Annotated in this window: 20 protein-coding genes; 6 read left to right on the top strand and 14 right to left on the bottom strand. The window is 71.8% G+C overall.

Translation table 11 applies throughout. The annotated features are described in order from the left end of the window. Window positions 1–152: 152 nt before the first annotated feature. Window positions 153–1,619 (top strand): hypothetical protein, encoded by a 1,467-nt coding sequence (locus ACFY1L_RS10100; protein WP_388821183.1) that lies wholly within the window; start codon window positions 153–155, stop codon window positions 1,617–1,619. Between the two features lie 14 nt (window positions 1,620–1,633). Here the strand turns inward: ACFY1L_RS10100 and ACFY1L_RS10095 are convergent, their stop codons facing one another. The 6 genes from ACFY1L_RS10095 to ACFY1L_RS10070 form a co-directional block, all read right to left on the bottom strand. Next, window positions 1,634–4,291: a SpoIIE family protein phosphatase gene (locus ACFY1L_RS10095; RefSeq protein WP_388820900.1), complete on the bottom strand. Its 2,658-nt coding sequence runs from the start codon at window positions 4,289–4,291 to the stop codon at window positions 1,634–1,636. Window positions 4,292–4,550: 259 nt separating this feature from the next. Then, window positions 4,551–5,012, bottom strand: a complete 462-nt coding sequence (locus ACFY1L_RS10090; RefSeq protein ID WP_388820897.1) for an ATP-binding protein — start codon at window positions 5,010–5,012, stop codon at window positions 4,551–4,553. A gap of 53 nt (window positions 5,013–5,065) precedes the next feature. Next, entirely contained in the window at window positions 5,066–5,530 is a 465-nt protein-coding gene (locus ACFY1L_RS10085) for a (deoxy)nucleoside triphosphate pyrophosphohydrolase (RefSeq protein ID WP_388820894.1), read from the bottom strand. Between the two features lie 25 nt (window positions 5,531–5,555). Then, window positions 5,556–5,756, bottom strand: coding sequence for an SPOR domain-containing protein (locus ACFY1L_RS10080; protein WP_361265901.1), 201 nt, complete (start codon window positions 5,754–5,756; stop codon window positions 5,556–5,558). A 353-nt stretch (window positions 5,757–6,109) separates the two neighbouring features. Beyond that, window positions 6,110–6,862, bottom strand: a complete 753-nt coding sequence (locus ACFY1L_RS10075) for a GntR family transcriptional regulator (RefSeq protein ID WP_388820891.1) — start codon at window positions 6,860–6,862, stop codon at window positions 6,110–6,112. Window positions 6,863–7,009: 147 nt separating this feature from the next. After that, on the bottom strand, window positions 7,010–8,233 hold the full coding sequence (locus tag ACFY1L_RS10070) for a DUF4190 domain-containing protein (RefSeq protein WP_388820888.1): 1,224 nt from the start codon (window positions 8,231–8,233) through the stop codon (window positions 7,010–7,012). Window positions 8,234–8,377: 144 nt separating this feature from the next. Here ACFY1L_RS10070 and ACFY1L_RS10065 point away from each other — a divergent pair, with 144 nt between their 5' ends. Beyond that, the gene (locus tag ACFY1L_RS10065) at window positions 8,378–9,583 is read left to right on the top strand and encodes a serpin family protein (protein WP_388820885.1); all 1,206 of its coding nucleotides are present in this window, start codon (window positions 8,378–8,380) and stop codon (window positions 9,581–9,583) included. A gap of 35 nt (window positions 9,584–9,618) precedes the next feature. On the opposite strand, the gene ACFY1L_RS10060 is transcribed toward ACFY1L_RS10065, so the two are convergent. Then, window positions 9,619–10,086 (bottom strand): MarR family winged helix-turn-helix transcriptional regulator, encoded by a 468-nt coding sequence (locus ACFY1L_RS10060; RefSeq protein WP_388820882.1) that lies wholly within the window; start codon window positions 10,084–10,086, stop codon window positions 9,619–9,621. Between the two features lie 127 nt (window positions 10,087–10,213). Here ACFY1L_RS10060 and ACFY1L_RS10055 point away from each other — a divergent pair, with 127 nt between their 5' ends. Then, entirely contained in the window at window positions 10,214–11,194 is a 981-nt protein-coding gene (locus ACFY1L_RS10055) for an SMP-30/gluconolactonase/LRE family protein (RefSeq protein WP_388820879.1), read from the top strand. Between the two features lie 3 nt (window positions 11,195–11,197). On the opposite strand, the gene ACFY1L_RS10050 is transcribed toward ACFY1L_RS10055, so the two are convergent. Together ACFY1L_RS10050 and ACFY1L_RS10045 are read right to left on the bottom strand one after the other, a co-directional pair. After that, complete coding sequence (locus tag ACFY1L_RS10050) at window positions 11,198–13,375, bottom strand: DEAD/DEAH box helicase (RefSeq protein ID WP_388820876.1); 2,178 nt, start codon at window positions 13,373–13,375, stop codon at window positions 11,198–11,200. Between the two features lie 79 nt (window positions 13,376–13,454). Next, the gene (locus ACFY1L_RS10045) at window positions 13,455–14,285 is read right to left on the bottom strand and encodes an oxidoreductase (protein ID WP_388820873.1); all 831 of its coding nucleotides are present in this window, start codon (window positions 14,283–14,285) and stop codon (window positions 13,455–13,457) included. A 97-nt stretch (window positions 14,286–14,382) separates the two neighbouring features. Here ACFY1L_RS10045 and ACFY1L_RS10040 point away from each other — a divergent pair, with 97 nt between their 5' ends. Next, the gene (locus tag ACFY1L_RS10040; RefSeq protein ID WP_388820870.1) at window positions 14,383–15,291 is read left to right on the top strand and encodes a LysR family transcriptional regulator; all 909 of its coding nucleotides are present in this window, start codon (window positions 14,383–14,385) and stop codon (window positions 15,289–15,291) included. Between the two features lie 72 nt (window positions 15,292–15,363). On the opposite strand, the gene ACFY1L_RS10035 is transcribed toward ACFY1L_RS10040, so the two are convergent. Beyond that, window positions 15,364–17,682: a DUF4132 domain-containing protein gene (locus tag ACFY1L_RS10035; RefSeq protein ID WP_388820867.1), complete on the bottom strand. Its 2,319-nt coding sequence runs from the start codon at window positions 17,680–17,682 to the stop codon at window positions 15,364–15,366. A gap of 150 nt (window positions 17,683–17,832) precedes the next feature. Here ACFY1L_RS10035 and ACFY1L_RS10030 point away from each other — a divergent pair, with 150 nt between their 5' ends. Next, window positions 17,833–19,530 (top strand): APC family permease, encoded by a 1,698-nt coding sequence (locus tag ACFY1L_RS10030; protein ID WP_388820864.1) that lies wholly within the window; start codon window positions 17,833–17,835, stop codon window positions 19,528–19,530. Here ACFY1L_RS10030 and ACFY1L_RS10025 read toward each other — a convergent pair. The 3 genes from ACFY1L_RS10025 to ACFY1L_RS10015 are packed head-to-tail and all read right to left on the bottom strand — an operon-like array spanning window position 19,511 to window position 22,558. Then, window positions 19,511–21,220 carry a hypothetical protein gene (locus ACFY1L_RS10025; RefSeq protein ID WP_388820861.1) on the bottom strand — a complete coding sequence of 570 codons (1,710 nt, stop codon included), beginning with the start codon at window positions 21,218–21,220 and terminating at the stop codon, window positions 19,511–19,513. The two genes, ACFY1L_RS10030 and ACFY1L_RS10025, sit on opposite strands and share 20 nt — an antisense overlap. Further along, complete coding sequence (locus tag ACFY1L_RS10020; protein WP_388820858.1) at window positions 21,217–22,245, bottom strand: hypothetical protein; 1,029 nt, start codon at window positions 22,243–22,245, stop codon at window positions 21,217–21,219. The genes ACFY1L_RS10025 and ACFY1L_RS10020 overlap by 4 nt, the downstream gene beginning before the upstream one ends. A 1-nt stretch (window position 22,246) precedes the next feature. Further along, window positions 22,247–22,558: a hypothetical protein gene (locus ACFY1L_RS10015; protein WP_388820856.1), complete on the bottom strand. Its 312-nt coding sequence runs from the start codon at window positions 22,556–22,558 to the stop codon at window positions 22,247–22,249. Window positions 22,559–22,702: 144 nt separating this feature from the next. On the opposite strand from ACFY1L_RS10015, the gene ACFY1L_RS10010 reads away from it, so the two are divergent. Then, window positions 22,703–23,617: a squalene/phytoene synthase family protein gene (locus ACFY1L_RS10010; RefSeq protein WP_388820853.1), complete on the top strand. Its 915-nt coding sequence runs from the start codon at window positions 22,703–22,705 to the stop codon at window positions 23,615–23,617. On the opposite strand, the gene ychF is transcribed toward ACFY1L_RS10010, so the two are convergent. Beyond that, a complete protein-coding gene (gene ychF, locus ACFY1L_RS10005; RefSeq protein WP_388820850.1) occupies window positions 23,607–24,695 on the bottom strand; it encodes a redox-regulated ATPase YchF in 1,089 nt (362 codons plus the stop codon). The genes ACFY1L_RS10010 and ychF overlap by 11 nt on opposite strands. Window positions 24,696–24,803 lie beyond the last annotated feature (108 nt).

Here is a 24,803-nt window from a genome sequence, read left to right as displayed (position 1 = left end):
CGCGTGTTCGCATTCCTGCTCATACGCTCCGAAATGTGACGTCATCCTTGATCCGGGGCCGGCCGCGGCGCGCCACCACCCAGATATCCGTGCGGGTGCTGCACACGCTGGTGGGCGCGCTGGCCGGGGCGGTGTGGCTGGTGTTGCCGTGGATGACGATCAACGCCGATGTGATGGTTCCGGTCACCCGTGCGCATCCGGCCGCCCCGACCGCGGCCGCCGCGCAGCAGGACGAGACGTCGGCTATCGACCTGGTGCTGCCGCTCCTCGCGGTGGGCGTCGTGGGTGTGCTCGCCGGGTACGGGTATGTGCGGCGCACCCGGCGGGCCCGGACGCGCACGACGCCCGGTGGGGCCGCCGCCATCGGGGCCGCCGTACCGCCGCTCTCCGAACTGGACGAGCGGGCGCGGGCGTTGCTCGTCGAGGCCGACGACTGTGTGCGCACCAGCCGGGACGAACTCGGCTTCGCCCGGGCGCGGTTCGGCGCGGAGGCCGTGGCGCCCTTCGCGCAGGCCGTGCGGGACGCCGAGTCGGAGCTGGCGGCCGCCTTCCGGATGCGGCAGCAGTACGACGACGGGGTCCCGGACGACGAGACGTCCCGGCGGCACGCCCTCACCGGGATCGTCGGGCGGTGCCAGGAGGCGGGGCGGCGGCTGGACGCGGAAGCGGGCGGGTTCGACCGGCTGCGTGCGCTGGGACCGGGCGGCGGTCTGGAGGAAGCCCTGCAGCTGGCGGAGGTCCGCTTCCGGGAGCTCACCGCGCGCACCGGGAGCGCGGAGGCCACGGTCGCCGAGCTCGGGCGGCGTTACTCCCCCGCCGCGATCGACGCCGTCACCGGCCACACCGAACAGGCCAAGGACCGCCTGGTGTTCGCCACCACCCGCCTCAACCGGTCCCGCCAGGCGGCCGACTCGGAGGACGGGGAGGGCGCGATACGTCATCTGCGGGCCGCCGAGGGCGCGACGGCCCAGGCCTCGGTGTTCGTGACCGGCATCGAACGGCTCGCCGCGGACCTCGCGTCGGCCGCGGGGCTGCTGCCGGCCGCCCTGACCGGCGCGGAGGCGGAACTCGCGGCCGCGAAAACGGGCGGCGCGGACCTCCCCGCGGGCGAGCTGCACGCCCGGGCCGCGCACGCCGACCTCGCCCTGGCCGCCGTACGGGAAGAGCTGACCGCCGGGCCGCACGACCCGCTCGACGCGCTACGGCGGATCGTGCACGCGACCGCACCGGTCGCGGTGGGACGGGCCGGAGTGCTGTCGGTCGCCTCGCCGCTCGTCGCCCGCAGCGCCCTCGACGCGGCGGAGGGGTTCGTGGCGACGCACCGCGGCGCGGTGGGCAGCGCGGCACGCACCCGACTGGCGGAGGCACAGCGGCTGCTCGGCGCCGAGCCGCCGGACGCCCTGGCCGCCGACGTGTCGGCCCGACAAGCCCGTGCGCTGGCCGAGCAGGACGTGCGCGTGCACGGCAACCCGATCACCGGGACGGCCGAGCACGCGAGCGGGGTCGCCGGGGTCGTCCTCGGCGGGGTGCTGCTGGGCGGAGCCCCGGACGGCGGCCCGCCGGCGAGCTACGGCGGACCGCACACACGTGCCCGGCGTGGCGCGGAAGCGTCACTTTAGGCGCACCCCCACCGTCAGAACAGACTCAGCAACGCCTCCGCAGGATCCGCCAACCCCGTCTCCCCGTCCGGCAGCGGGAGTTCAAACCACACCGTCTTGCCACGCGGCGTCCGGCGCGAGCCCCACGCCGCGCTCAGGAGGCCGACGAGCTGGAGGCCCCGGCCGCCCTCGTCCGTGTCCCTGGCCCGGCGGCGGCGAGGCTGGACCAGCCCCGAGTCCCACACCTCGCACACCAGCGTGCGGTCCAGCAGGAGCCGCAGTCTGATGTCACCCTCGCCGTACCGCAGCGCGTTCGTGACCAGCTCGCTGACCAGCAACTCCGTTGTGTCGACGAGGGGTTCGAGGTCCCACGACAGCAACTGCCCGCGGGCGTACTCGCGGGCCCGGCCCACACTGCGCGGCTCCCGGGGCAGCGTCCAGTCGCCGACCGAGTCGGCGGGCAGACCCTGGACACGAGCCATCAGCAGGGCGATGTCGTCCTCGCCGTGGTGGGTGTCGAGGGTGTTCAGGACGTGGTCGCAGACGTCCTCCAGCGGGCGGGTCGGGTCGGTGAGCGCACCCACGAACGCCTGCAGGCCCTCGTCCAGCGGGTGGTCGCGGGATTCGACCAGTCCATCCGTGTAGAGCGCGAGAAGAGCACCTTCGGGTAGTTCGACCTCGACCTCCTCGAAGGGCTCCCCGCCCACGCCGAGCGGCATGCCCGGCGGCACGTCGAGCATCAGCGCGTCCTCGCCCGGTTCGACCAGGACGGGGGGCAGATGGCCGGCGTTGGCGAAGGTGCAGCGGCGCGTCACCGAGTCGTAGACCGCGTAGACGCAGGTCGCGAGGTACACCTCGGACAGGTCCGCCTCGCGGGGGCGCCGGGCCGCGCGCGTGGCCTGCTGGACGCCGCCCGGGGCACCGAGGCCGCGCGCGATCTCGTCCAACGCGCTGAGCACCTCGGCCGGTTCGAGGTCGAGCAGGGCCAGCGTCCGTACGGCGGACCGGAGTTCGCCCATGGCCACCGCCGCCCGCAGACCTCGGCCCATGACGTCGCCGACCACCAACGCCGTGCGGTGACCGGGCAGTTCGATCACGTCGAACCAGTCGCCGCCGACCTCGCTCGGCCGGTCCGGGGAGGCGTTGCCGGGCAGATAGCGGCAGGCGATGTCCAGGCCGGAGGCCACCGGGTCGCCCGGCGGCAGCAGGGACCGCTGCAGTATCAACGCCCGTTCGTGCTCACGCCGGTACAGGCGCGCGTTGTCGATACAGACCGCCGCCCGCGCCGCCAGCTCCACCGCGAGGTCCCGGTCCCGTTCCCCGAACGGCTCGCTGCCCTTCGTACGGGCGAACTGCGCGAGTCCTACGACGGTGTCGTGGGCGACCATCGGCACGGCCAGCGTGGACTGGACGAGACCGCCCTCCTCGGCGGGGACGAGCTGCGTGCGGGCGGTGCGCAGGGCGTCCGCACAAGGGGAGTTGAAGGGGTAGTGGTGGACCGCGCCGACCGAGACGGGCGGCCCGGAACCGATGAACGGCGCGTCGGAGACCGCGCTCGCGAACGCGACCCGGCGCAGCTCCGCGCTGCCGTCGGCGAGACCGGGCGGGGTCTCGTCGCCGGCCAGCAGACCCTGGTACAGGTCGACCGTGGCGAGGTCGCAGAAGCCCGGGACGACGACGTCGAGGAGTTCGCGGGCCGTGGTCTCCAGGTCGAGGGAGTTGCCGATGCGGGCGCCGGCCTCGTTCAGAAGGGCGAGATTGCGCCGCGCGGCGGCCGCTTCCCGGGCTGCCTGGCGTCGGGAGGTGATGTCGGTTCCGAGCCACGCGATGCCGATGGGGCGCCCGGAGCCGCTGTGCACCCGGTAGAGGTTGATGGACCAGTGACGGCGGTCGTCCGAGCCCGGCACGAAGCCCGTGACGTGCATGTCCGTGATGGAGTCGCCGGTCTCCAGGACCCGGCGCAGGGTCGCGGACACCCGCTCGGCCTCCGGGCTGCGCAGATAGTCGTGGACACCGCGGCCGCGGTGGTCGTCGGGGGTGCCGCCGAAAGTGCCGGCGAACTGCTGGTTGGCGCGCCGGACCCGCAGATCGGTGTCGATCAGCAGGAAGCCGAACGGAGATTGACCGAAAATCGCCTGCGCGGCGGCGAGGTCGGTCTCGATGCCGCGCAGTGTGCGTACGTCGACGACGATGCAGACGGCGGCCCGCTCGCCCTCCTCGGTCCGCGTCGGCATGACGTAGACCTCGGCGAGGCCTTCCTTCACGCCCTGCCCCTCGACCGGCTCGGGCGTGCGGAACGGGACCACGCCGGTCCACTCCCGGCCGTCGAGGATCTCGGCCATCTTGCGCTGGCCCTGTTCGTGCAGGTCGGGGTCGATGAACGCCTCGATGGGGTCCATGCCGACGGCGCGCTCGGCGGCGATGCCGAAGAGCTGCTCGGCACGCAGACTCCACTGGTCGACGAGGCCGTCGGGGCCGATGGAGAAGGACGCGACCTTGATGTAGTCGTAGATGGAACCGGGCGGACTGCTCTGCCACATGGCGTCACCGCCCGGTGCCTCCGCGGAGGAGGACAGCCCCGTCCCGCCTGTCGCACGACGCGTCGCGTCCGCCACGGCATCACCCGCGGCCTCGGCCCTCGCGCCGTCCGACGGGTCGTCGGACTCCGTGGCCTTCGCTGGTATCTCGCTCACGCGAACCGTCCCCTCCAGCTCACCGCGTCCGGCACCGGTCACCGGCGGCGGCTGCCCGCAGTATCCAGCACTACGGTGCCGCACAACACGGTGTTCACGATCACAGCACGATCCCGATGGTTTTCGGTCCGGGCTACAGCAACACTTCCAGTCTTCTAACCAGCCAACACGCCGTCGAATCACGCATTCCAACAACTGCCACTGGCCTGAACCAGCCGGTCGACAGAGCGCAGACGGCCGTACAGGCCCGTACGACCCGTCAACTCGGGACGGCGAGTTCGAACCACACCGTCTTGCCCGCCTCGTCGGGCCGGGTGCCCCAGCGGCGGGAGGAGTGCGCTACCAACTGCAGTCCGCGGCCGCTCTCGTCCTCGGGGTGGGCGATGCGTTCGCGGGGCGGGTCCGGGAGCGGGTCGGAGACCTCGACCAGCAGGACGTCCTGGAGGCCTGCGGGGCGTACCAGACGGACGCCGATGGGGCCGGTGGCATGTCGCAGGGAGTTGGTCACCAGCTCGCTGACCAGCAGGGCGGTGAGATCACAGAGCGAGTCGAGTCCCCAGCGGTGCAGTTGGCCGCGGACGGCTGCGCGGGCGTTGCGGACGGCGCCCGGTTCAGCGGGGAAGCTCCACTCGGCGCGGTCGTCCACGGTGTCGATCACGCCGATCACTTCCCAAGCCAGACGCTCACCCCATGTCCGGTTTCGTGGGGTTAATTGGGACATACCCGATATCGAGGGGGCAGTACCGTCTGCCTACGGCGTTTAGGCGAGTGCGCCTATGAGCTCGGGTCGTGCGGGTATCGGGCGGCTGCGGGTCCGTTGTGGCTCTTCGCGCAGTTCCTCGCGCCCCTAAGAACAGACACCTCCCGGACGGCCGGGATGTCCTGGTCCAGCCAGTCCACGTCCCACAGTTCGTCCGGAGTCAGCCAGCGCAGGTCGTCGTGGTCCTGAAGGGGCTTGGGGGTGGCAGAACCCGGGAGCAGCCGGGCCGTCCACACCTGGAGGACGTACGGCGGCTTCAACGGCCATTCGCCCGGTACGCGCCGCACGGCTTCCGCTTCGACGCCGAGTTCCTCGCGCAGCTCCCGGGTCAGGGCCGCCTCCGGGGTCTCGCCGGGCTCGACCTTGCCGCCGGGGAGCTCCCAGCGGCCGGCCAGGTCGGGGGGCGCGCTGCGGCGGGCGGCGAGGAGGCGGGGGCCGTCGAGCAGTGCGGCGCCCACCACCACGATCCGTTCTGTCATGCGCCGGAGCCTACGGGAGTCCGGGTCAGTTGGCCGTGGCCGTTCCGCCCTGGCCGTTCTGGCCGATCCGCTCGACCCAATACAGCTGCTTGTGGCCGCGGTTGTCGAGGCTGTCCGCGATCTTCTGGGCCTCGGCCCGGGTCGCGTACCTGCCGACGCGGTAGCGATTGCCGTTGTCGTCCTGCCGTATGACGAGCCAGGGAAGAGTGATCGTGCCGTCGTTCATCGCGCCCCACCGCTCCTTCCCGTCTCGGCCCGACCGCATCCCGCCCGCGGTTCGTGCCGTGCCCCGCCCCATAAGGAAACCGCAATCCGCATATGCCCGAGCCTACGCCTAACCTTTACGCAGCGAATACGGAATTTCACAAAGAGGTACGCAACCGGCCAGACCGAGGGGGGCGCACGGCGTCGAACGCGCCGTGCGCAGACGTGGACGCATCCGGTCAGCGGTGTGCCGGGCGGGCCTGGGGCGACCTGCGAGAACGGCCAGATTCCACCGGCGGATCGAGGGGGTCCGGAGGGGGTCCGGGAGCGGACGCGGCGGGGTGCTGGGAGCGGTGACCGCCGTAAAGGTGTGCGCTACTTCACTGGGAGGTGGTACGCGACCCGGTAACGGTCGGCCGGGATGACGACGTCGGCGGTCTCGACGGGGCGGCCCGAGGCGTAGAACGTGCGCTGGACGACCAGGACGACATGGCCGGGGACGCCGCCCAGGGCGAGGAGTTCCTCGGCGAGGCCGGGGCGGGCGCCGACCTCCTCCGTGACGTTGTCCACGATCACGTCGATCGCCGCCATGCGCTCGACGACGCCCATGCCGCCGAGCGGGCCCTCCTCGGGGAGCATCACGGGGGTGCGGCCGGTGACCGCGAGGGGCTCCCAGGAGGTGGAGAGCATCATCGCCTCGCCGGCCTCGCGGAATACGTACCGCGTGCACATCACGCGGTCGCCGGGCTTGATGGAGAGCCGCTCGGCGACGGAACTGCTCGCCTCGGCCTGCTCGCTGCTGGACTCCCAGGTGCCGCGCGCCCCGCCGTCGGCCTGCTCCTGGCGGAAGGGTGTGGCCCCACCGTCCGGGCGAAAACCGGAGCGGGCGACGCTGCGCGGGACGGGGCGCTCGCGGACGTAGGTCCCCGATCCCGAGCGGCCCTCGACCAGGCCTTCTGCCATCAGGACCTTGCGGGCCTCCAGCGCGACCGTGTCCGAGACGCCGTACTCCTCGCGGATTCTGGCCTGGGAGGGAAGGCGGGTGTGCGGTGGCAGCGAGCCGTTGACGATCTTCTTGCGGAGATCACCCGCGACGCGCAGGTACGCCGGCTGCTCACCGAAAGTCACTGGCCGCTCCCATCAGGTTGTACAGACAGCAACAGCGTGGCAACCGTGGGTTGGCCCGTGCAAGCAAAGGCCAGAGAATCACTCGATGTGATGACATGTGCCCCGGGAGGGCTTTACGCAGGCACTTTCTCCCCGCTATGGCGGCCGTCACACCTCGAGTTCGGAGCCACCCGTGTCGTCGTCCCCGCCGGCGTCTCCGTACGCGCCCGGGGGCGGGGTCGTGGCCAGGCCCAGAGCCTTGCGGGCGGTGACCGCGCTGTCCGGGGTGGAGAGCTTCATGACCCGGTCGTAGTGCTCGTAGAAGGTGTCCGCGTCGGTGGCCGCGGCGGCCCGGGCCCACTCCTTCCGTACGGCCTCCACATCCTCGGCGACCTTGGTGACCGGCTTCTTCGCACCGGCCGGCCAGGGGTGGTCGCGCAGCATCCGGGCCTCCTTGGTGAGCGCGGCCGACACGCGTCCGGCCCACGCGCGGTTGCTCTTCAGGTCCTCCTCCGGGGTGTTCAAGGGCTGGGTGTCCAGGGCTGCGTTCTCGAGGTTGACGGCCTTCAGGTAGGCGAGCTGTTCGGCGTCCAGTGTGCGTGCGTCGTTGCGGAGGGAGCCCTTCAGACCGGCCTTCTCGTCGATGTTGCCGAACATGCAGGTGACCTCGCGGTCGCCGAGCCGCCAGCTCTCCCGGGTCGGCGTCAGGTAGTACACGTCGACGTCCTCGGGCACGGCCCAGGCGTCCATGGCGTAGCCGTAACGCAGCACGTAGCACCTGGTGTCGGCGACCTCCTGCACCTTGCTGTCCCCGGGGTAGGCGGCGGTGCCCGTCATCTTGAACGCGGCGAAGACCTCGGCGTCGTGCTCGCCTGCACAAGGCACCTTGTCGACGTCGTAGGCCTTGCCCAGCAGGGACCCGCCCGGGGCATCGAAGCACTCGCCCCTGGTGAGGGAGTAGGCGCTGCCGTTGTCCTTCGCGGCGTCCTTGAAGCCGTCCCAGAAGTCGGACACGGCGCCCGTGGCCAGCACCAGCACCCACAGCGCGAGCCCGACCGACGACAGCAGGGACCCGGCCACCGCCAGCCCCTTGCCGCGCTCGCCCTTCCTCTTGATCTGCCCCAGCGCGATCAGGCCGAGGAGCAGTCCGAGGGCGGGGACGAAGCAGAGGACACCCAGGACGAGGGAGGCGATGGCCAGCCCGTTGACGGGGGCAGGGCGGTTGTACGGGCTGTAGCCCTGGCCCCAGGGCTGGTACGGGTACGGAGACGGGGTCGGCCCGGGAGCGGCGTAGGGGCCCTGCGGGTACGGGTACTGGCCCTGCGGATACGGTCCTTGGGGTCCTTGAGGTCCCGGGGGCTGGTGGGGCCCAGGGGGCGGGGGTATGGACACAGGTACCGTGCTCCTGGTTCCGGGGGCGGGCGCGGGGCTGCGCGGAGACGTGCGGGGTCGTACGGGCTGCCGTACAGGGCCGACGTACCGAGCCGGTGCACGACTGACTGGGCGCATGGTAAGCGCGAGGTGAGCGGGGGCGGAATGGGCATCTCAGATCCGGCGATCAAGGCGGTCAACGGCCTGACCGCGCGGTGGGCCGGCGCGATCGACGGCGGCACGGTCTTCTCGGCGGCGGGTGTGTGGCCGCTGCTGGCGTTCCTGGCGGACGGGGCGGGGGGTGCTGCCCGGGCCGAGCTCGAGGAGGCAGTGGGCCTGCCCGCCGGTCAGGCGGCTTCCGCTGCGCGGGAGTTGCTCGGGGCGATGGGGCGGATGCGGGGCCTGGACTGCGCCCTCGGACTGTGGACCAAGCGGACGCTGGAGCTGCGGGAGGCGTGGGAGGCGGGGCTGCCGGCGGCGGCGCACGGGGTGCTCACGGGGGATGCGGTGGGCGATCAGGAAGCGCTGGATGCCTGGGCGGCGAAGCGCACCGGCGGGCTCGTCGAGCGGATGCCGGTGAAGCTGCGCGAGGACACCGAGATGGTGCTGGCGAGCGCGCTGGGGATGCGTACCGACTGGCTGCGCCGCTTCCGGGAGGTGCCGCTGTGGCCGCGCTCCGGGCCGTGGGGGGACCGGACGCTGCTCGGCCTGCGCCGCGAGAGCACGCTGCTGGACCGGGTGGGGGTGGCGGACACGCGCCACGGCTCGGTCACCGAGCTGAGGGTGCTGGGCGATACCGCCATCGACGTCCATCTGCTGCTCGGCGAGGAGGACATGACGCCCGGGCAGGTGCTCGGCGCGGGCGTGGAGATCCTCGCGGGCAGGTCCCCGGTGGTGCAGGGACACCGGCTTCCCCACGGCGACGTCGGCCCCGGACTGTGCGTCGAGAAGGAGCGCCGTACCCGGCCGCGACCGCCGACGCTCGACGTGACGACGGTGTCGTACGGCATGACCGCGCACCACGATCTGCTGGAGCTGCACCGGCTGTTCGGGCTCACCACCGCGCGGGACACCGAACACGGCCACTTCCCCGGCATCAGTGGATTCCCGCTGGCCGTCCGGTCGGCCGAGCAGGGCGTGACGGCGAGGTTCGGCCCGCTGGGCTTCCGCGCGGCGGCGGTGACGTCCTTCGGATTGGCCGCGGCCGGCGGGATCCCCGAGCTCCGTTTCGTGACCACCACCGTCAGGGCCCGCTTCGACCGCCCCTTCGGCTTCCTCGCCGTGCACCGGCACTCGCGGCTGGTGCTGGCGGCGGGATGGGTGACGCGGCCGGAACCCATGCCGGGCTTCCAGGAGTTCGTCGCCCGATGAGCCCGACGGACGAAACGTCCACGCCATAGGCGCCCTTACTGGCCGGGCACAGCCCTCTGGGCCCGCCCGCGCTCCTTCTCCAGCAGTTCCACGCATCGCCCCAACAGCCCGACCAGCGCCTCGCGTTCCTCGAGCGTGAACTCGGCGGCCAGGGCGCGTTCGACGCGTACGGCGCGGGCGTCCGCGTCGGCCATGACCGTGCGGCCCCGGTCGGTGAGGCGGGTCTCCAGGACGTTCCTGTGCCACTCGTGGGGGGTGCGTTCGATGAGGGCGCGGTCCTGGAGGTTCTTCAGGACCGTGTTCATCGTCGGCGGTGTGACTCCGCACAGGCGGGCCAGGGCCGCGGCCGAGATGCCGGGGTTCTCGGAGAGGTGGAGCAGCGCGGAGTACTGCGCGACGGTCACGCCCGCCGGTTTCAGGACCGCGGACTTGGTCGCCATGAGGGCCTGCTCGGCCAGCTTGAGGTGCGAGCCGAGGCGCTCGGAGGCGGGCATGGACGTCATCAGCGCATGGTATCGGGGCAATCCTTGCTACGCCTCCACACGGCCATTAATGCATTGACGATGATTAGAGTTCTAATCTAGGTTCGTTTACGTCATGGAATGTGAAGCCGAATCGAGAGGCACCAGCGTGTCCCGTTCGATCCACCGCCGTACCTTCCTCACCAGCAGCGCCGGCCTGGCCCTCGCCGCGGCGCTTCCGGCGACCACCGCCCGGGCGGCCGCCGCGGTCCGCATCAGCACCGCCTTCACGCTCCCCGGCGACCGCCCCTACCCAGAAGGCATCGCCCTCGACCCGTACACCGGCGACGCGTACGTCGGCTCGTACACGACCGGCGCGGTGTACCGGGCGGCGGCCGGCAGCCGGGCCGCCGAGGTCTTCCTGCCGGCCGGGGCGGACGGCCGCAACACCGCCAACGGTCTGAAGGTCGACCGCTCCCGCCGTCTGTGGGTCATCGACTCCACGGCCGGGGTGGACGTCTACGACCTGCGCACCCGCACCCTGCTCGCCCGCTTCACCGTGCCCGGCAGCGACCCGTCCTTCGTCAACGACCTGGCGATCGGACCGGACGGCACGGCCTACCTCACCGACAGCACCCGCCCGGTGGTCTACCGCGTCACCCCGGCCGACCTCCGCCGTGCCCGCGGCGGCAGCGCGACGCTCGACGCCGCCTACGACCTGAGCGCCGTGGCCCCCGCCGACGGGCTGTTCCTCAACGGCATCGTCGCCGACCCGGCGGGGCGGTGTCTGTTCGTCGTCGGGATGACCGGCGGCGGTCTGTACCGGGTCACCACCGCCTCCGGCGCCGTAAGCCAAGTCGCCCTGAACGGCGGCGACCTGACGCACGGCGACGGTCTGGAGCTGGCGCACGGCACGCTGTGGGCCGCGCACAACGCGAGCAACACGATCAGTCGCTGGCGGCTGTCCGCGGACGGTTCCTCGGCCCGACTGGAGCGGCGGTTCACCGACACCGCGCTGCAGATCCCGACCACGCTCGCCCGCACCCACGGCCGACTGCTGGTGGTCCGCTCACAGTTCGACAAGGGCGGGCCGATGGGTCCCGGGGTGCCCGAGGAGCCGTTCACCGTGGCCTGGGTGGACGGGATCTGACGGTCAGTCGACCGGCTCCGCGGCCAGTCTTCGCTGCTCCTCCTCCACGATCCGCCGCGCGATGCTGCCGTCTGTGACGTCGACCGCGTCCGGTGTGGCGTCCGCGGTGTCGCTGCGGCGGGCGTAGGCGTCGAAGAGGCGGTCCTTGTTCTCGAGGATGCGCAGCAGGCGTTCGTCGACGCTGTCCGTGGCGAGGAGGCGGTGCACCTGGACCGTGCGGGTCTGGCCCATGCGGTGGGCGCGGGCCACGGCCTGGTGTTCCAGGGTGGGTTTGACCTGCGGTTCGCAGAGGATCACCACGGACGCGGCCTGGAGGTTCAGGCCCACGCCGCCGGCCTCGATCTGCGACAGCAGCACCGCGTGCCCGTCGGCGGCGGTGAAGTCGTCGACGAGCTGCTGACGGCGGGCGGCGGGGACGGTGCCGGATATCGGGCCGAACACGTCCTCGCCCAGGGCCTGTCGGACCGTGGCGAGCACGTCGCGGAAGTACGAGAAGACGACCACCTTCAGGCCGTTGTCCGCCGCCTCCGCGACCAGTTCGCGCAGGCGCTGCAGCTTCGCGGACTTCTCCGGGTCGGCGTACGCGGCCCTGCGCATCGCCATGAAGTTCCCCGCCACGACCGCCGTGCGGTACGCGTCCTGGTCCGCTGCGCCGAGCTCCTCCCACTCGTCGACCTGCAGCAGCGCGGGCAGTTCGGTGAGCACGTCCTGCTGGTTGCGGCGCAGGTAGGCGGGCGCGACCGATCTGCGGAAGACCTGCGGGCCGGCGACCGCGTCGCTGTCGCGGATGCCGGGGAGCAGGTCCGGCTGGAGGTGGCGGACGAGCGTGCGGAACTCCTCGACGCGGTTCTCCATCGGTGTGCCGGTGAGGAAGAGGACGCGGTCGCACGTCTTCGTCCAGGCCGCGATCGTCCTGGCGCGGCGGGTGTCCGGGTTCTTGACGTAGTGCGCCTCGTCGACGACGAGCATCCCCGGCTTGGTGCCGTCCGGTCCGGGCAGGGTGTGCAGCAGGTCGAAGGTGGTGAGGGCCACGCCGCCGCGCTCGCGCCACTCGGCGTACGCGTCCTGCCGGTCCGGGCCGTGCACCGGCACCGCCCGCAGTGTGCTGCGGGAACGGATCTCGCGGGTCCAGTTGATCAGCACGCTGGCGGGACACACCACCAGGAAGTGGCTGTGCCCCTCGGCAGCGAGGTGGGCGAGCGCGGCGATCGCCTGGACCGTCTTGCCTAGCCCCATCTCGTCGCCGAGCACGACCCGGCGCTGGGCGAGCGCGAAACGGGCGCCGAAGGACTGGTAACCGCGCAGCGAGACCCGGCGGTGGGTGTCGTCGAGCGGCTGCGCGTGCACCCGCTCGGCCACCTCCGAGGGCAGGAAGCCCTCCGCGGCCGCCTCGTCCGTACGGTGCTCGGAGACCTCGGCGAGCTGGCTGTAGTACTCGGCGGAGCGCAGCTCGAAGTCGACCCAGGCCTCGATGTCGGAGGCCGGTTCGCGCAGCAGGTCGGTGGCGGCCTGCGTCAGCTGCAGCCGGGTGCCCTTGTCGGCCGCCTCCGCCGTCAGCGCGCGCAGCTCGGCCGTCGCCGCGAGAGCCGCCTCCTTGCGGCGACGGCCGGTCAGCGCCAGGCGCAGCCGACCGGTCGCCGGGCGGGCCGCGGGCAGCAACTCGCGCAGCCGGCGGTCGAGTTGCCCGGCGGTGTCCACCGCGCGGCGCATTTCGGGACCGGCCTCGACCAGCCTGTGCAGCGCGACGACCAGGGCGGTGGTGCGGGGTTCGGGGTTGTCGACGTCGATCCGGACCGACACCGTCTCCTCGACCGCCCGCGCGATCTGCCGGGCCGCGGCAAGCGCCTGGTCGGCGGTCTGAGCGCCGACGCCGGGGATCTGCCGCAACTCGTAGCGGCTCGCCTCGTACACCGCGCGCACCGACGCGAACCCCGCCGCCTCGACGGCCGCCAGCCGCAGCCGCCCCTCGGTCGCGTCCTTGAGGCGGGCGACCGGGATCGACTCCAGCTCCTTGACGACGAGTTCCTGCCTGAGCGGGGCCAGCGCCGAGCGGACCGCCTCCAGGGCGCGGGCGTGATCCGCGAGTACGGTACGCGCGGCGTCGTAGAGCCGAATGCCCTCCGCGCACACCTCCCGGGCCCGCCGCCCCACCGGCGCCTGCACCTCCCCCACGTCCACCATGCCGCCCCTCACGTGCCGTCCACCCCAGTACGCCCATCTTGGCACCGGGGTCTGACAACCGGGGGGCGGCAAGCGGGGGTCAGGCGTCGAAGGCCGTCGCTCGTGTGCGCTTCTCCCAGGCCGCGATCTCCGTGCGCACCTGGTCGAGCTTGCCGAGCACCGCCTCGACGCCGTCCTCGCCGAGCGGCAGGTGCAGCGGGGTCTCCTCGGCCTCGAGGGCGGCAAGGATGAGGGCGGCGGCCTTGGCGGGGTCGCCGGGCTGGGTTCCGTCGCCGCCGGAGACCGCGCCCCGGGTCTCGCTCACCCTGGCGTACACGCCGCTGTCCGCGCTGACTCCGGCGCGACTCGTGTCGAACAGTGCCGTCCGGAAGGCGCCCGGCTCCACGATCAGCACCTTGATGCCGAACTCCCGCACCTCGTCCGCGAGCCCCTCGGACAGGCCCTCCAGGGCGAACTTCGTTCCGCTGTACGCCGAGAAGCCGGCGAAGGACATCTGCCCGCCCATGCTGCTCATCTGCACGACCGACCCCGAGCGCCGCTCCCGCATGTGCGGCAGCACCGCGCGCGTGAGGGCCACGGGGCCGAAGACGTGCAGGTCGAACAGTTCGCGCAGTTCGGCGTCGGTGGTCTCCTCGAAGGCGCCGACGTGGGTGCGGCCCGCGTTGTTGACCAGCACGTCGATCCGCCCGTGCCGCGCCACCACGTCCCGTACGGCCGACTCGGCGGCGGCGGTGTCGGTGACGTCCAGGCGCAGCGCCTCGACCTGGTCGGGATGGGCGGCCACGAGGTCGTCCAGCGCCTCGGGCCGGCGGGCGGCGCCGACGACCACGTCACCGGCGGCGAGGGCCGCCTCCGCGATGGCCCGCCCGAAGCCGCTGCTCGCACCGGTGACCAGCCAGACCCTGTTCATGTCTCCTCCTGCTGCCGTCGTCTTCATGCGTCTCTTCGTCTGCAGACCAGGCTGCCGCCGCCCCCTGTCGCCCGTCCAAGACCTACGCTGATAACCGATGGCTATGACGACGGACGTTCATGTGCGGGACCTGCGGTACTTCGTCACGGTGGCCGAGGAGCTGCACTTCACGCGTGCGGCCGAGCGGCTCTACGTGTCGCAGCCCGCGCTGAGCAAGCAGATCCGGGCGCTGGAGCGGCAGTTGGGGGTGGAGCTCTTCCGGCGGGACCGACAGGGCGTGGAGCTCACCGGAACGGGCACGGCGCTGCTGCCGCACGCCAGGCGGGTGCTCGCGGCGTGGGCCGAGGGCGCGTCGGCGATGGAGGAGGCGCGGGCGGCGCAGCGCAGCACGCTGGTCGTGGGCATGAGCACCAGCCCGGGCCGCGGCGGTCTGCTCCCGGCGATCCGGTCCCGTTTCACGGCCGGGCACCCCGAGGCCACGGTCCGGCTGCGCCAGGTGAGTTGGGAGGACCCGTCGGCGGGCCTGGCGGACGGCGACGCGGACGTGGCCTTCGTCTGGCTGCCCCTCCCCGACCAGGACCGGTACGCGTGGGCGGTGGTGGCCGAGGAGCCCCGCCTGGTCGCCCTCCCCGACACCCACCCCCTCGCCTCCCGCACCGAGATCGACTTCACGGACCTCATCGACGAACCCTTCCTCGCCCTCCCCCGGTCCGCGGGCCCGTTGCGGGACTACTGGCTCGCCCTCGACGAACGCTCCGGCCGCCCGCCCCGCATCGGCGCGGAGATCGCGAGCACGGAGGAGACGTACGAGGCACTGGTCGCCGGCCTGGGCGTGTGTCTGGTGGCCGTGGGCAATGCACCGCTGGTCACGCTGGGCGGCGTGGTGACCCGCCCGGTGCGCGGCGTCAGCCCCAGCCGCTACGTCCTGGCCTGGCGCAAGGGCGACCGCAGACCGCTGGTGCGGGCGTACGCGGAGGCCTGCCGGCAGGTGACGGAGCTGGGGTGACGGGTGCGCCGCCCCTCCCTCGCTCCCCGAACGGGCCGCACCACCTGCGGCACCAGGACACGGAAGCGGCCGTCAACCACCTCGCTTGATCTGCAGGAGAATCGACCCGTCGGTGATCCCGGTGTCGTCGGCCAGCAGGAACGCCTTGCTGAGGATCAGCGACAGCCGGTCGTCCTCGAACGGCAGGAACACCTTCCCGTCGCCCTTGCCGCGCGAGGGGACGATGCACAGATAGGAATCGTCCGGCTCCATCAGGATGTTGGCCGAACCGAGGTGGATCTTGTACGTGCGCAGCGCGCCCCGCACGACCAGGAAGCGGCCGTCGATCGCGCACCGGTCGGCGATCTTCAGGCGCGGCAGGATCCGCGCCAGGGCGTCGCGGCGGGCCTCTGCGCTCTCGGTCAGCTCGGCGAATCCGGCCCGCTCCCAGTAGGCGCGCACCGGACCTCCGTCGGTCCAGTCGGGGTCGGCGGCGACCGAGGTGACGCCGACGAAGAGGTCGACGTCGCGCATCGCCTCGCTGAACACCAGCGGCGGAACGTCGGCCAGCGGCGCGTTCCGCCAGACGCCGTCCTCCCGGCGGGCGAAGCACACCCGGTCGGTCGAGGCCAGCAGTTCCTCGCCGTCCCAGTCCGCCAGGGAGTGGAAGAACCGGACCTGCCACTCCCCCGCCGCCAGGGTCCGCACGGCGTCGTCCTGCTCCCCGCCGTCCCAGGGCCCGAGCAGGTCGCTCTTCCACCCGCGGGCCCGGAACAGCGCGAACATCCGCCGGTAGTGGACCAGATGGGCGGCGAAGCGGTTGGAGTGGACGCGGGTCTCCTGCTCGGCCGGGGTGAGGAGGTAGATCTCGCGGAACGCCTGCTTGAACGGCTGCCGGATCCGCCGCTCGGTCAGCAGATCCCGCCAGGCCCGTACGGTGTCCGGGTCGGAGCGGAGCGGGTGCCAGAGCCGTACGCAGGCGTCGTCCGGCGCGTCCGGGAGGTCCTCGGTCTCGGGCAGGACGGTCCGCCAAGTGCCCGGCTCGGTCTCGACCTCCCAGATCAGGCGGCGTACGACGGACCGGGCGAGCGGATGCCCGGCCAGGTCGGTGCGCCACCAGCCGTACGGGTGGACGGCGTCGACCGCGAAGCCGCCCTCCAACGCCCTTGCCAGGGTGCCGAGTTGGATGCCGACCCGCTTCACCAGGGCGCGCAGCTCCTTGACCAGGCCGCCGTGGTCGCGGCGCACGGGCGCGGGGACGGAGCGCAGCGGGCGGCCGTCCTTCTCCCAGGTCAGTTCGGCGGTGGTGCCGTCGACGGTGACGACCGCCTCGTAACCCTCCGCCTCCTTGCGCAGCACGCCGCCCTCACCGAACCCGAGCGTCGGCATCCGCAGCGCCACATCGGTGCGCTCGGCCAGGGCCGCGTCCACATGCTTGAGCATCCTGTCGAGCTGCTTGGGCACCCCGGCGTGCCGCACGATCGTCCGCACGGTCCGTATCGCGGTGACGAGCTCGGGGGTCGGGAAGTCCTGTGCGGCGCGGACCAGTTCGTACAGGAGCGCCTGCGACGGCAGGGTCCTGGCGGCCGTCGGGGCGAGGACGATGCCCGGCAGCAGGCGGTCGAACAGGGCCGGGAGCCACGGCTCGTCGCGCAGCAGTGCCACCCGGGCGGCCTGTCCGAGCGTGGTGATCTCCCGGTCCGTGAACGCCTTGTCGGCCAAGTACGGGATCTCCCCCGCGCGGATCGCGTCGGCGCGGTCGGCCGCCGCTTCCAGCGCACGGCGGGCGAACGCGACGTAGGCGGGGTTCTCGGCGGACCTGTGCCAGGCGTCGGCGACGGACGGCGGCGAGGCGAATCTGTGGTCCCGGCCGATCCCGGCCAACTGCGCTTGCCCCGCCGCGCCGAGACCGGCGATGACGGCGATCTCGTCCGCGACGATGGGGCCGACGTCCTCGGAGAGCCGCTCCACGACCGCCCGCAGCGTCTCCTCACCCGCGAGCCCGGCGACCGCGAGCAGTGCGTACGGCTGGCGTACCGCGTCCTTCGCCAGGCGGAACTCGACCAGGGCGCGCGCCGGTTCGGACACGTCGGGCAGCGGTCCGGTGCAGTGCTCCAGCGCGTCCACACCCACCGTGAGGTCCACCCAGCCGCGGTCCTCGCTCCGCTCGACGAGCACCTCGAACATCCGGCGGCACGCGTCGGGCGTGAAGCGGGGCCGGCGCTCCTTGGCCGCACCCTCGATCGCGAAGGCCAGCATCGTCAGCGCGTGCGGGGCCGAGGAGGGCACGCCGTAGGCCTCCGGGAGGAGGGTGCCGAGCTCCTCGTCGGAGAGCTGGGGCAGCTCGGCGTACGGGACCTCGATCCGGCAGTCCGGGTCGGTCAGCGCGCGCATCAGCCTGTCGTGGAGCATGAGTTGGATGATGGCAGTCGGCACTGACAATGCCGTCCCGCCCGCCCCACTGGCATGTACACACATGATCCGCCCCGCTGTACCCTGTCGCCACTGTGCGTGAGGAGCCGCCGACGCTACACGGGGGTACAAAGGCGGATGGTCCAGACATTGCAGCACCACAGCACCGGGCCGGGGGAGTTCGAGGACGAGGACGAGCAGCGGCGGCTGTCGGTGTTCCACCTCGTCGGTCTGGCGGCCGGCGGTGTGATCGGTTCGGGCTGGATCCTGGGCGCGGACGAGGCGTTCCGCACGGCCGGTTCGGACGCCTATCTGGCCTGGCTGTTCGGCGGCCTGCTCATGCTGCTGATCGCCGCGGTCATGGTCGAACTGGGCACCGCCGCGCCCAAGACCGGCGGCCTGGTCTTCCTGCCGCTGCAGAGCAGCGGCGCACTGGTGGCGACGGTGGTCGCGGCCGGTCTGTGGATCTTCTACGCGATCAACCTGGCCAGCGAGGCCGTCGCGATGACCAAGGGCGTCGCCCAGTGGGTCGGCGGACTCCTGGACCGCTCGGCCACACTGACGCCCAAGGGCTGGTGCTACGCGCTGACGTTCATGGCGGTGATCGCCGCCGTGAACCTGATCGCCCCGCGGATCTTCTTCCGGATCAACTCATGGCTGACGGTGCTGAAGATCGTCATCCCCGTCCTGGCCGTCGTGCTGCTGATCGCGGCCGGCTTCGGCCACGACGGTCCCCCGGCCGGCGGCCACACCCGCGGGATGGGCGCCGACGCGGCGCTGACCGCGGTGGTCGGCAGCGGCGTGATCTACGCCTATGTGGGCTTCCAGGGGCCGCTGGACCTCGCCGGGAACATCAAGCGCCGCGGCATCGGTGAGGCGGCGCGGCTGCGGTGGGCGGTGTTCGGGACGATCGTCGGCTCCATGGTCCTGTACATCTCGCTCCAGGTCGTCTTCACCCGGTACGCCGCCACCTGGAGCCCGAGCGTCGACGAGTCGTCGCCGTACGCCCACTTCGCGAGGCTCGCCTCGCTGATGTGGCTCGGCTGGCTGCTCAGGATCGCCGCCGTGGTCTCGCCCATGGGCGCGGGGCTCGTCTTCGCGCACGCGGTCACGCGCGAGGTCGCGGCGCTCAGCCGGGCCCATCTCACCCACCGCGGGCTGCAGACCGCACGCAAGGCGACGTTGAACCGGCGCTACGACGTCTACTGGCTGGTGCTGCTGGTCGACTTCTTCATCTCGGGGACCGTGCTGGTGGCCGTCGGCGGCAGCTGGGACACGCTGGTCGAGATCACCGGGGTGCTGACGCTGGTCGTCTACGCCGTCCCGGGCGTGGTCCTCGTGTCGCTGCGCCCCTACCTGACCGGCTACTCCCGCCGCCGGCGGGGCGTCCACGAGGTCCTGGCGCGGGCGAGTTTCGCCCTGATAGCGCTGATCCTCTACGGAGCGGGGTGGGCGCCGTTGTGGCGGGGCATGCTGACGCTCACGGTGGGCTGCGTCCTGTTGCTGTGCCTGCCGATCCTGGCCCGCTGGCTGCCCGCCTTCGGCCGCATCTACGACGCCAAGGTCCACGTCACGCTGTTCCGCGACTGGCGCACCAGTCCCGCGGCCCAGGCGGCGCTCTGGCTGATCGGCCATTTCGCGGTGCTGACGCTGCTCACGCTGCTGGGCAACTCCTCGGTCGGCATGGACCACAAGAAGTTCCTCGGCGGCCTGGCCGTCCTCACGGCACTCGTGTCCTTCGAGGGACTGGTCGCCGCGTCCCGAAGACACATGACCGAAGTGGCCCCCATGCTCCCGACTCCGGGCGCGGGACCGGCCGCCCCGGAGGCTAGCGCAGCGAGCGGATGACCTCCTTGGCCTCCGCGTCGAAGCCGCCGGCGCGCAGTTCTCCGACCGTCGCCTCGCGGCGGTGGGCGTCGGACCAGCGGCCCACCGTGGCTCGCAGGAGGAAGCGCCGGTCGTCCTCCGTCATCGTGCAGCCACCGAGCCGTTCGACGACCGCCGCCACCTCATCGGGGGCCATCCGCTGCTCGTTCTCCAGGCACCGTTCGAGCAGGTCCCAGCCGTCCCGGTCCAGACCCGCGTCGTACAGCCGGGCCGCGATCTCGGCGACGACCGCGCCGGACCCCGCGGGCGGCCGCACGGAGTCGGGGGGATCCGCCAGCTCCTTGCAGGCCAGGTAGACGGCCTCGGCCCGGCCGGTGCCGCGCAGCCCGGTGACGTAGTCGACGAACAGACGGGCGTCGGCGCCCTGTTCGAGAACGCGTACGGCGAGTCGCTGGGCGATGGTCTGCGCGGCGCGGTTGCGGTCCCGCGTCCCCTCGATCCTGCCGAGCAGGGCGACCAGATCGGCGCCGGAGCGGCCGTCGGTGTGCACCGCGGCGGCGATGCGCAGCAGCCGTCTGCACTCGGGCGCGGCGTTGACGTTGCCCAACACCGTGTTCAGGCGCTCGAGTTCCCTGGGCGAGCGCGGTCCGGCGTCCCCCTTGGCGACGATGTCGGCGAGCAGGTCCTTGGTCGTCCTGGTGAGGGCCTGGGACTCGTGCCAGGCCCTGACGATCTCGGCCAGTTCCTCCAAGTTGTCGCGCAGTGCGGCGTGTTGACGTACCTGTACGCATTTCTCGGCGAGCGGCGACTTCGTCAGCTCATCGCAGATCTCCACGATGTCGTAGTGCTTCCGCCGTCTGCCGACGTGTTCCACGAGAGTGTCGCGGCCGTCCGTCCCGCTGGCGATCAGCTGGGCGATGATCCGCCTCGTGTCGTGCACATGGTCCTCGAGCCGCAGCTGTGCGTCGATCCACTCCTCCAGGATCCGCTCGGAGGGGCTGAGCTGGTGGAGCGCACCGGCGAGATCCTGGAACTCCCTCGGAACCGTGTCCGACGCCACCGTCGAACCGTTCTCGGTGATCGAGAACAGGGTCAGACGCAGCAGCTCGGCCGCCTCCTCGGCGCAGCTCTCGTCACGCAACGCGATGTAGAGCAGGGCCTTGTCGAGGTTGGTCCGCCCCGAACTCGGCGTGGTGAACATGCGCACCGTCCGGTCCACCATCTCGCGCCTGCCGACACGACGGCACTCGCGGATGAACACGGCGACGTCGAGGACGGTCCGCTGGCAGGCGATGTCGTGGATGATGCCGTCGGTCAGCCGGAGGGGCCTTGCGTCGCTCTCCTGCTCGGCATCCCATTGCTTGATCGCGAGTTCCGCGGCCTGCAGGATGTTCCGGCTGAGCGCCGCGGTGGCCAGCATGTTGATGGCGTCCCGGTCGTCGAACTGCCTTGCGGAGACGATCAGTTCGTCGACGGAGCGCTTGAGGGCAAAGGCGTGCAGCGCCCGGATCGCGGTGGCGGGCCGCGGGTCGCTGACCCCGGGTGTGCCCTCCCGTATGGCCTCCACGCGCCGCTTGAAGATCTGCACCGAGCAGGTGGTCACCCACTCGTAGCCGACGCTCCACGCTCCCCCGCTCTCGCCTTCGCTCGAGCGGGAGGGGCCCCCACCGTCCCCGCCCTCGGAGCCCCCGGCCTCCTGGCCCTCTCTCATACGCGCAGTGCCTTCTCCACCTGGTTCCAGTAGCGGGCGAAGGCGTGGGGCGAGCTGAACGTCCGGTTGGCCCGGACGTCTATGTGCCGCGCGAGGTGCCGACTGGCCTCGTCCTGCCGGGAGCTCAGAAGCGCGACGACGTCACCGGTCTTGCGCTCGTCCTTGAACAGGTCGTCGAGGCGGGAGTCGCGGTCCAGCAGCAGGGTCTTCACCCAGTCCTCGGGGTCGACGGGGAGCTGCGGGACCTGGTCGCGCTTCGTGGGCTCCATGCGGTTGGTGAACAGCGGTGTGCCGTCCCGGGCGTCGTTCAGCGACATGCGCGGCACCTGGTGGCGGGCCCCGGTGCAGCGCTCCATCTCCGCCTTCACCGCCTCGCGCAGCAGGCCGATGGTGAGCTGGTGGTTGTAGTCCTTCGTGCCGTCCTGGAGTATGCGCAGCAGATGCCCGCTGAACGGCGTGCACTTCGCGAGGTCCCCGGGCAGGGCCGAACAGCCGTCGGCGGACGCGAAGTTCGCGTTCTTCACGGCGGTGAAGACGCAGGTTCCCTCGTCCAGCTCGCCCAGCACTCCGGGCAGCAGCGGCTCCTCGCCCAGCTGGGGCAGCAGGTTGGAGTAGCAGCAGTCGGCGATCAGGACCTTCAGCCTCGCCCGGGCCTTGCGCATGACGCGGTAGACGTACCAACTGGACAGCCACGTCCAGGGTTCGTCCCGGTGGGAGGCGCCCACGGAGAAGTGGACCTGGGCGCCGGGCAGGTCGCTCCAGTACTGGCCGTGGCCGACGTAGACCACGAGGAGGATGTCGTCCGGACCGGTCTCGTCCGCGGCCTGCTGCAGGGCCCGCATGACGCCGTCGGCCGTCTGGACCTCGTCCTCGCCGAGGACCCGGCAGGAGTCCGTCCCCCACATCCCGTCGCCGGCCAGGATCTCGCCGTACATGCGGGCGCTCTCGCCGATCGACGGGTGACTGTCGATCCCGGAGTCCTCGGCGTACCGCGCCGGCCCGATCACCACCGCCCGGAACGCCATGTCAGTCACCCCGCTCGGGGTCGGGCACGGACTCGGTGTCGACCGTCGCCTCCGGCGGCTCCAGCCGCTCCCGGCGCCAGCGCTCGACGATCCGCTTCACCGCGTCCACCGTGGCCTCGAGGGTCATCTCGGCCGCCTTCACGGCCACTGCCACGAGGATGATCTCGACGACGCCGCCGGACAGGACCCTGCCCTCGTCGACGGGCTCCGGGTGCCACGTCAGTCCGGTCTCCGCCTCGAGCTCGGCGAGCATACGGTCGGGATCGTCCAGCCCGATCAGCCCTTTGACGGACACCGAGATCCTCGTAGCCATGCAAAGCCTCCCCGTGCCGCCAACGCCCGTACAAGCGTACCCATTTGGGCAAGCCCCGTCCGAGGGATCGAGGCAGGGCATGACATAACATCAACTTCCCTTTTCACTCGGTCACTCACTCCTCGAAGGCGGACGGTCACGAAGGTGAACACGTGGAAGCGGTGCCTGAGCGCGGCCGGGATCCGGGAACCGGAACTGCGCAGGGACTACGGCGACGGGCGGCGGCTGGTGGCGCGGTTCCGCCGTAGTTCCTACCTGGCGGCCCGTCTGCTGCTGCCGCCGTCGGTGCTGCCGCACGTGGTGGCCGCGACCGCCGTGATGCACCACGGGGACAACCTGATGGACACCGGCCCGAAGCCGCAGCGGATCGCGGCGTGGGCGTCCTGGGAGCGGCAGGTGCGCAAGGCTCTGGAGACGGGGGTGGCCGACCACCCGCTGATCCGCGCGTTGCTGCACACCGTCGCCGCGTATCCACGGCTACGGCAGGCGATGAAGGAATATCTGTCCACCGCCGAGGCCGAGTTGGAGTTCACCGGCTTCGACTCTGAGGCCGACTACCAGGCCTACATCGACGCGTACTCACTGCCCGGCTTCATGCTGCTCGCCGTACTGCTGGGTCCGGAGGAGGACGGCGACGGCCGGTACCGGGCGATGTGCCGGACGCTCATCGACGGCAGCCAGCGGCTGGACTTCGTCAACGATCTCGCCGAGGACGCCGCGGAAGGGCGGCCGGGCATTCCGGCCCAAACGCTGGCGCGGTTCTCGGTCACGGCGGCCGACCTCACGGCGGGGCAGGAGCCGCCGGGCCTGCGCCCGTTGGTGGAACACGAGATCACGGCGGCCCGCACCGCCCTGGAGGCGGCCCGCGACCTGTCCGCCCGGGCCCCGGCCCCCGGCCGAATTCTGCTGAACGCCTTCGTCGAGATCGAGCTGCTGACCGCCGACGCGGCACTGGCCCGCGGAGCAGCCCTGCTGCACGGCTCCGCGAGCCCTCCCCTGCCGGGCACGCTGAGGGTCCTGCGCGAGGCGCGGCGGGCCGCGAGGCGCGCTAGACGTTGAAGCGGAACTCCACCACGTCCCCGTCCTGCATCACATACTCCTTGCCCTCCATCCGCGCCTTCCCCTTCGCGCGGGCCTCGGCCACCGAGCCGGTCTCCACCAGGTCGTGGAAGGAGATGACCTCCGCCTTGATGAAGCCCTTCTGGAAGTCGGTGTGGATGACGCCCGCGGCCTCGGGGGCGGTGGCGCCCTTCTTGATGGTCCAGGCGCGGGATTCCTTCGGGCCGGCCGTGAGGTACGTCTGCAGGCCGAGGGTGTTGAAGCCGACGCGCGCGAGGGTGGCGAGGCCGGGCTCCTCGGCGCCGACCGACTCCAGGAGCTCCAGGGCGTCCTCCTCGTCGAGCTCGGCGAGGTCCGCCTCGAGCTTGGCGTTGAGGAAGATCGCCTCGGCGGGGGCGACCAGGGCGCGCTGCTCGTTCTTGAAGTCGTCGTCGACCAGCTCGTCCTCGTCGACGTTGAAGACGTAGAGGAAGGGCTTCGTCGTCAGCAGGTGCAGGTCGTGGAGGAGCTCGGCGCGCTCGCTGCCCTGGACGATGCCCTGCGAGAAGAGGGTGTCGCCCTTGTCCAGGATCTCCTTGGCCTCCTCGACGGCCTTGACCTTGGGCGCGATGTCCTTCTTGATGCGCGACTCCTTCTGGAGGCGCGGCAGGACCTTCTCGATGGTCTGGAGGTCGGCGAGGATCAGCTCGGTGTTGATCGTCTCGATGTCGTCCTTCGGCGAGACCTTGCCGTCGACGTGCACGACGTTCTCGTCCTTGAAGGCGCGGATGACCTGGCAGATCGCGTCGGACTCACGGATGTTCGCGAGGAACTTGTTGCCCAGGCCCTCGCCCTCGGAGGCGCCGCGCACGATGCCCGCGATGTCGACGAAGTCGACGGTCGCCGGGAGGATGCGCTGCGAGGAGAAGATTTCGGCCAGTTTGGTCAGACGCGCGTCCGGGACGCCCACAACGCCGACGTTCGGCTCGATCGTGGCGAACGGGTAGTTGGCCGCGAGCACGTCGTTCTTGGTCAGGGCGTTGAACAGGGTCGACTTGCCGACATTCGGCAGACCGACGATTCCGATCGTGAGCGACACGTTGCGACTTCCCGTACGTGAGAGGACTTCAGGGGGCTGGGGCGGTGGGCCCGGTCCTTCTTCGGTGCGCGGGCGGGCCGATCCACCAGTCTACGGCGTGCCGGTCCC

This window comes from Streptomyces sp. NPDC001663 (assembly GCF_042893105.1).
GTDB lineage: Bacteria > Actinomycetota > Actinomycetes > Streptomycetales > Streptomycetaceae > Streptomyces.
The sequence above is the reverse complement of the archived record's forward strand: the minus strand, read 5'-3'. Positions and strand labels throughout refer to the sequence as shown.

Coding starts and splice junctions, on each gene's coding strand:
- ACFY1L_RS10100 (WP_388821183.1), top strand. CDS start 153: ATGACGATCAACGCCGATGTGATGGTTCCGGTCACCCGTGCGCATCCG.
- ACFY1L_RS10090 (WP_388820897.1), bottom strand. CDS start 5,012: ATGTCCCAATTAACCCCACGAAACCGGACATGGGGTGAGCGTCTGGCT.
- ACFY1L_RS10085 (WP_388820894.1), bottom strand. CDS start 5,530: ATGACAGAACGGATCGTGGTGGTGGGCGCCGCACTGCTCGACGGCCCC.
- ACFY1L_RS10080 (WP_361265901.1), bottom strand. CDS start 5,756: ATGAACGACGGCACGATCACTCTTCCCTGGCTCGTCATACGGCAGGAC.
- ACFY1L_RS10065 (WP_388820885.1), top strand. CDS start 8,378: ATGGGCATCTCAGATCCGGCGATCAAGGCGGTCAACGGCCTGACCGCG.
- ACFY1L_RS10060 (WP_388820882.1), bottom strand. CDS start 10,086: ATGACGTCCATGCCCGCCTCCGAGCGCCTCGGCTCGCACCTCAAGCTG.
- ACFY1L_RS10050 (WP_388820876.1), bottom strand. CDS start 13,375: ATGGTGGACGTGGGGGAGGTGCAGGCGCCGGTGGGGCGGCGGGCCCGG.
- ACFY1L_RS10045 (WP_388820873.1), bottom strand. CDS start 14,285: ATGAACAGGGTCTGGCTGGTCACCGGTGCGAGCAGCGGCTTCGGGCGG.
- ACFY1L_RS10040 (WP_388820870.1), top strand. CDS start 14,383: ATGGCTATGACGACGGACGTTCATGTGCGGGACCTGCGGTACTTCGTC.
- ACFY1L_RS10035 (WP_388820867.1), bottom strand. CDS start 17,682: ATGCTCCACGACAGGCTGATGCGCGCGCTGACCGACCCGGACTGCCGG.
- ACFY1L_RS10025 (WP_388820861.1), bottom strand. CDS start 21,220: ATGAGAGAGGGCCAGGAGGCCGGGGGCTCCGAGGGCGGGGACGGTGGG.
- ACFY1L_RS10020 (WP_388820858.1), bottom strand. CDS start 22,245: ATGGCGTTCCGGGCGGTGGTGATCGGGCCGGCGCGGTACGCCGAGGAC.
- ACFY1L_RS10015 (WP_388820856.1), bottom strand. CDS start 22,558: ATGGCTACGAGGATCTCGGTGTCCGTCAAAGGGCTGATCGGGCTGGAC.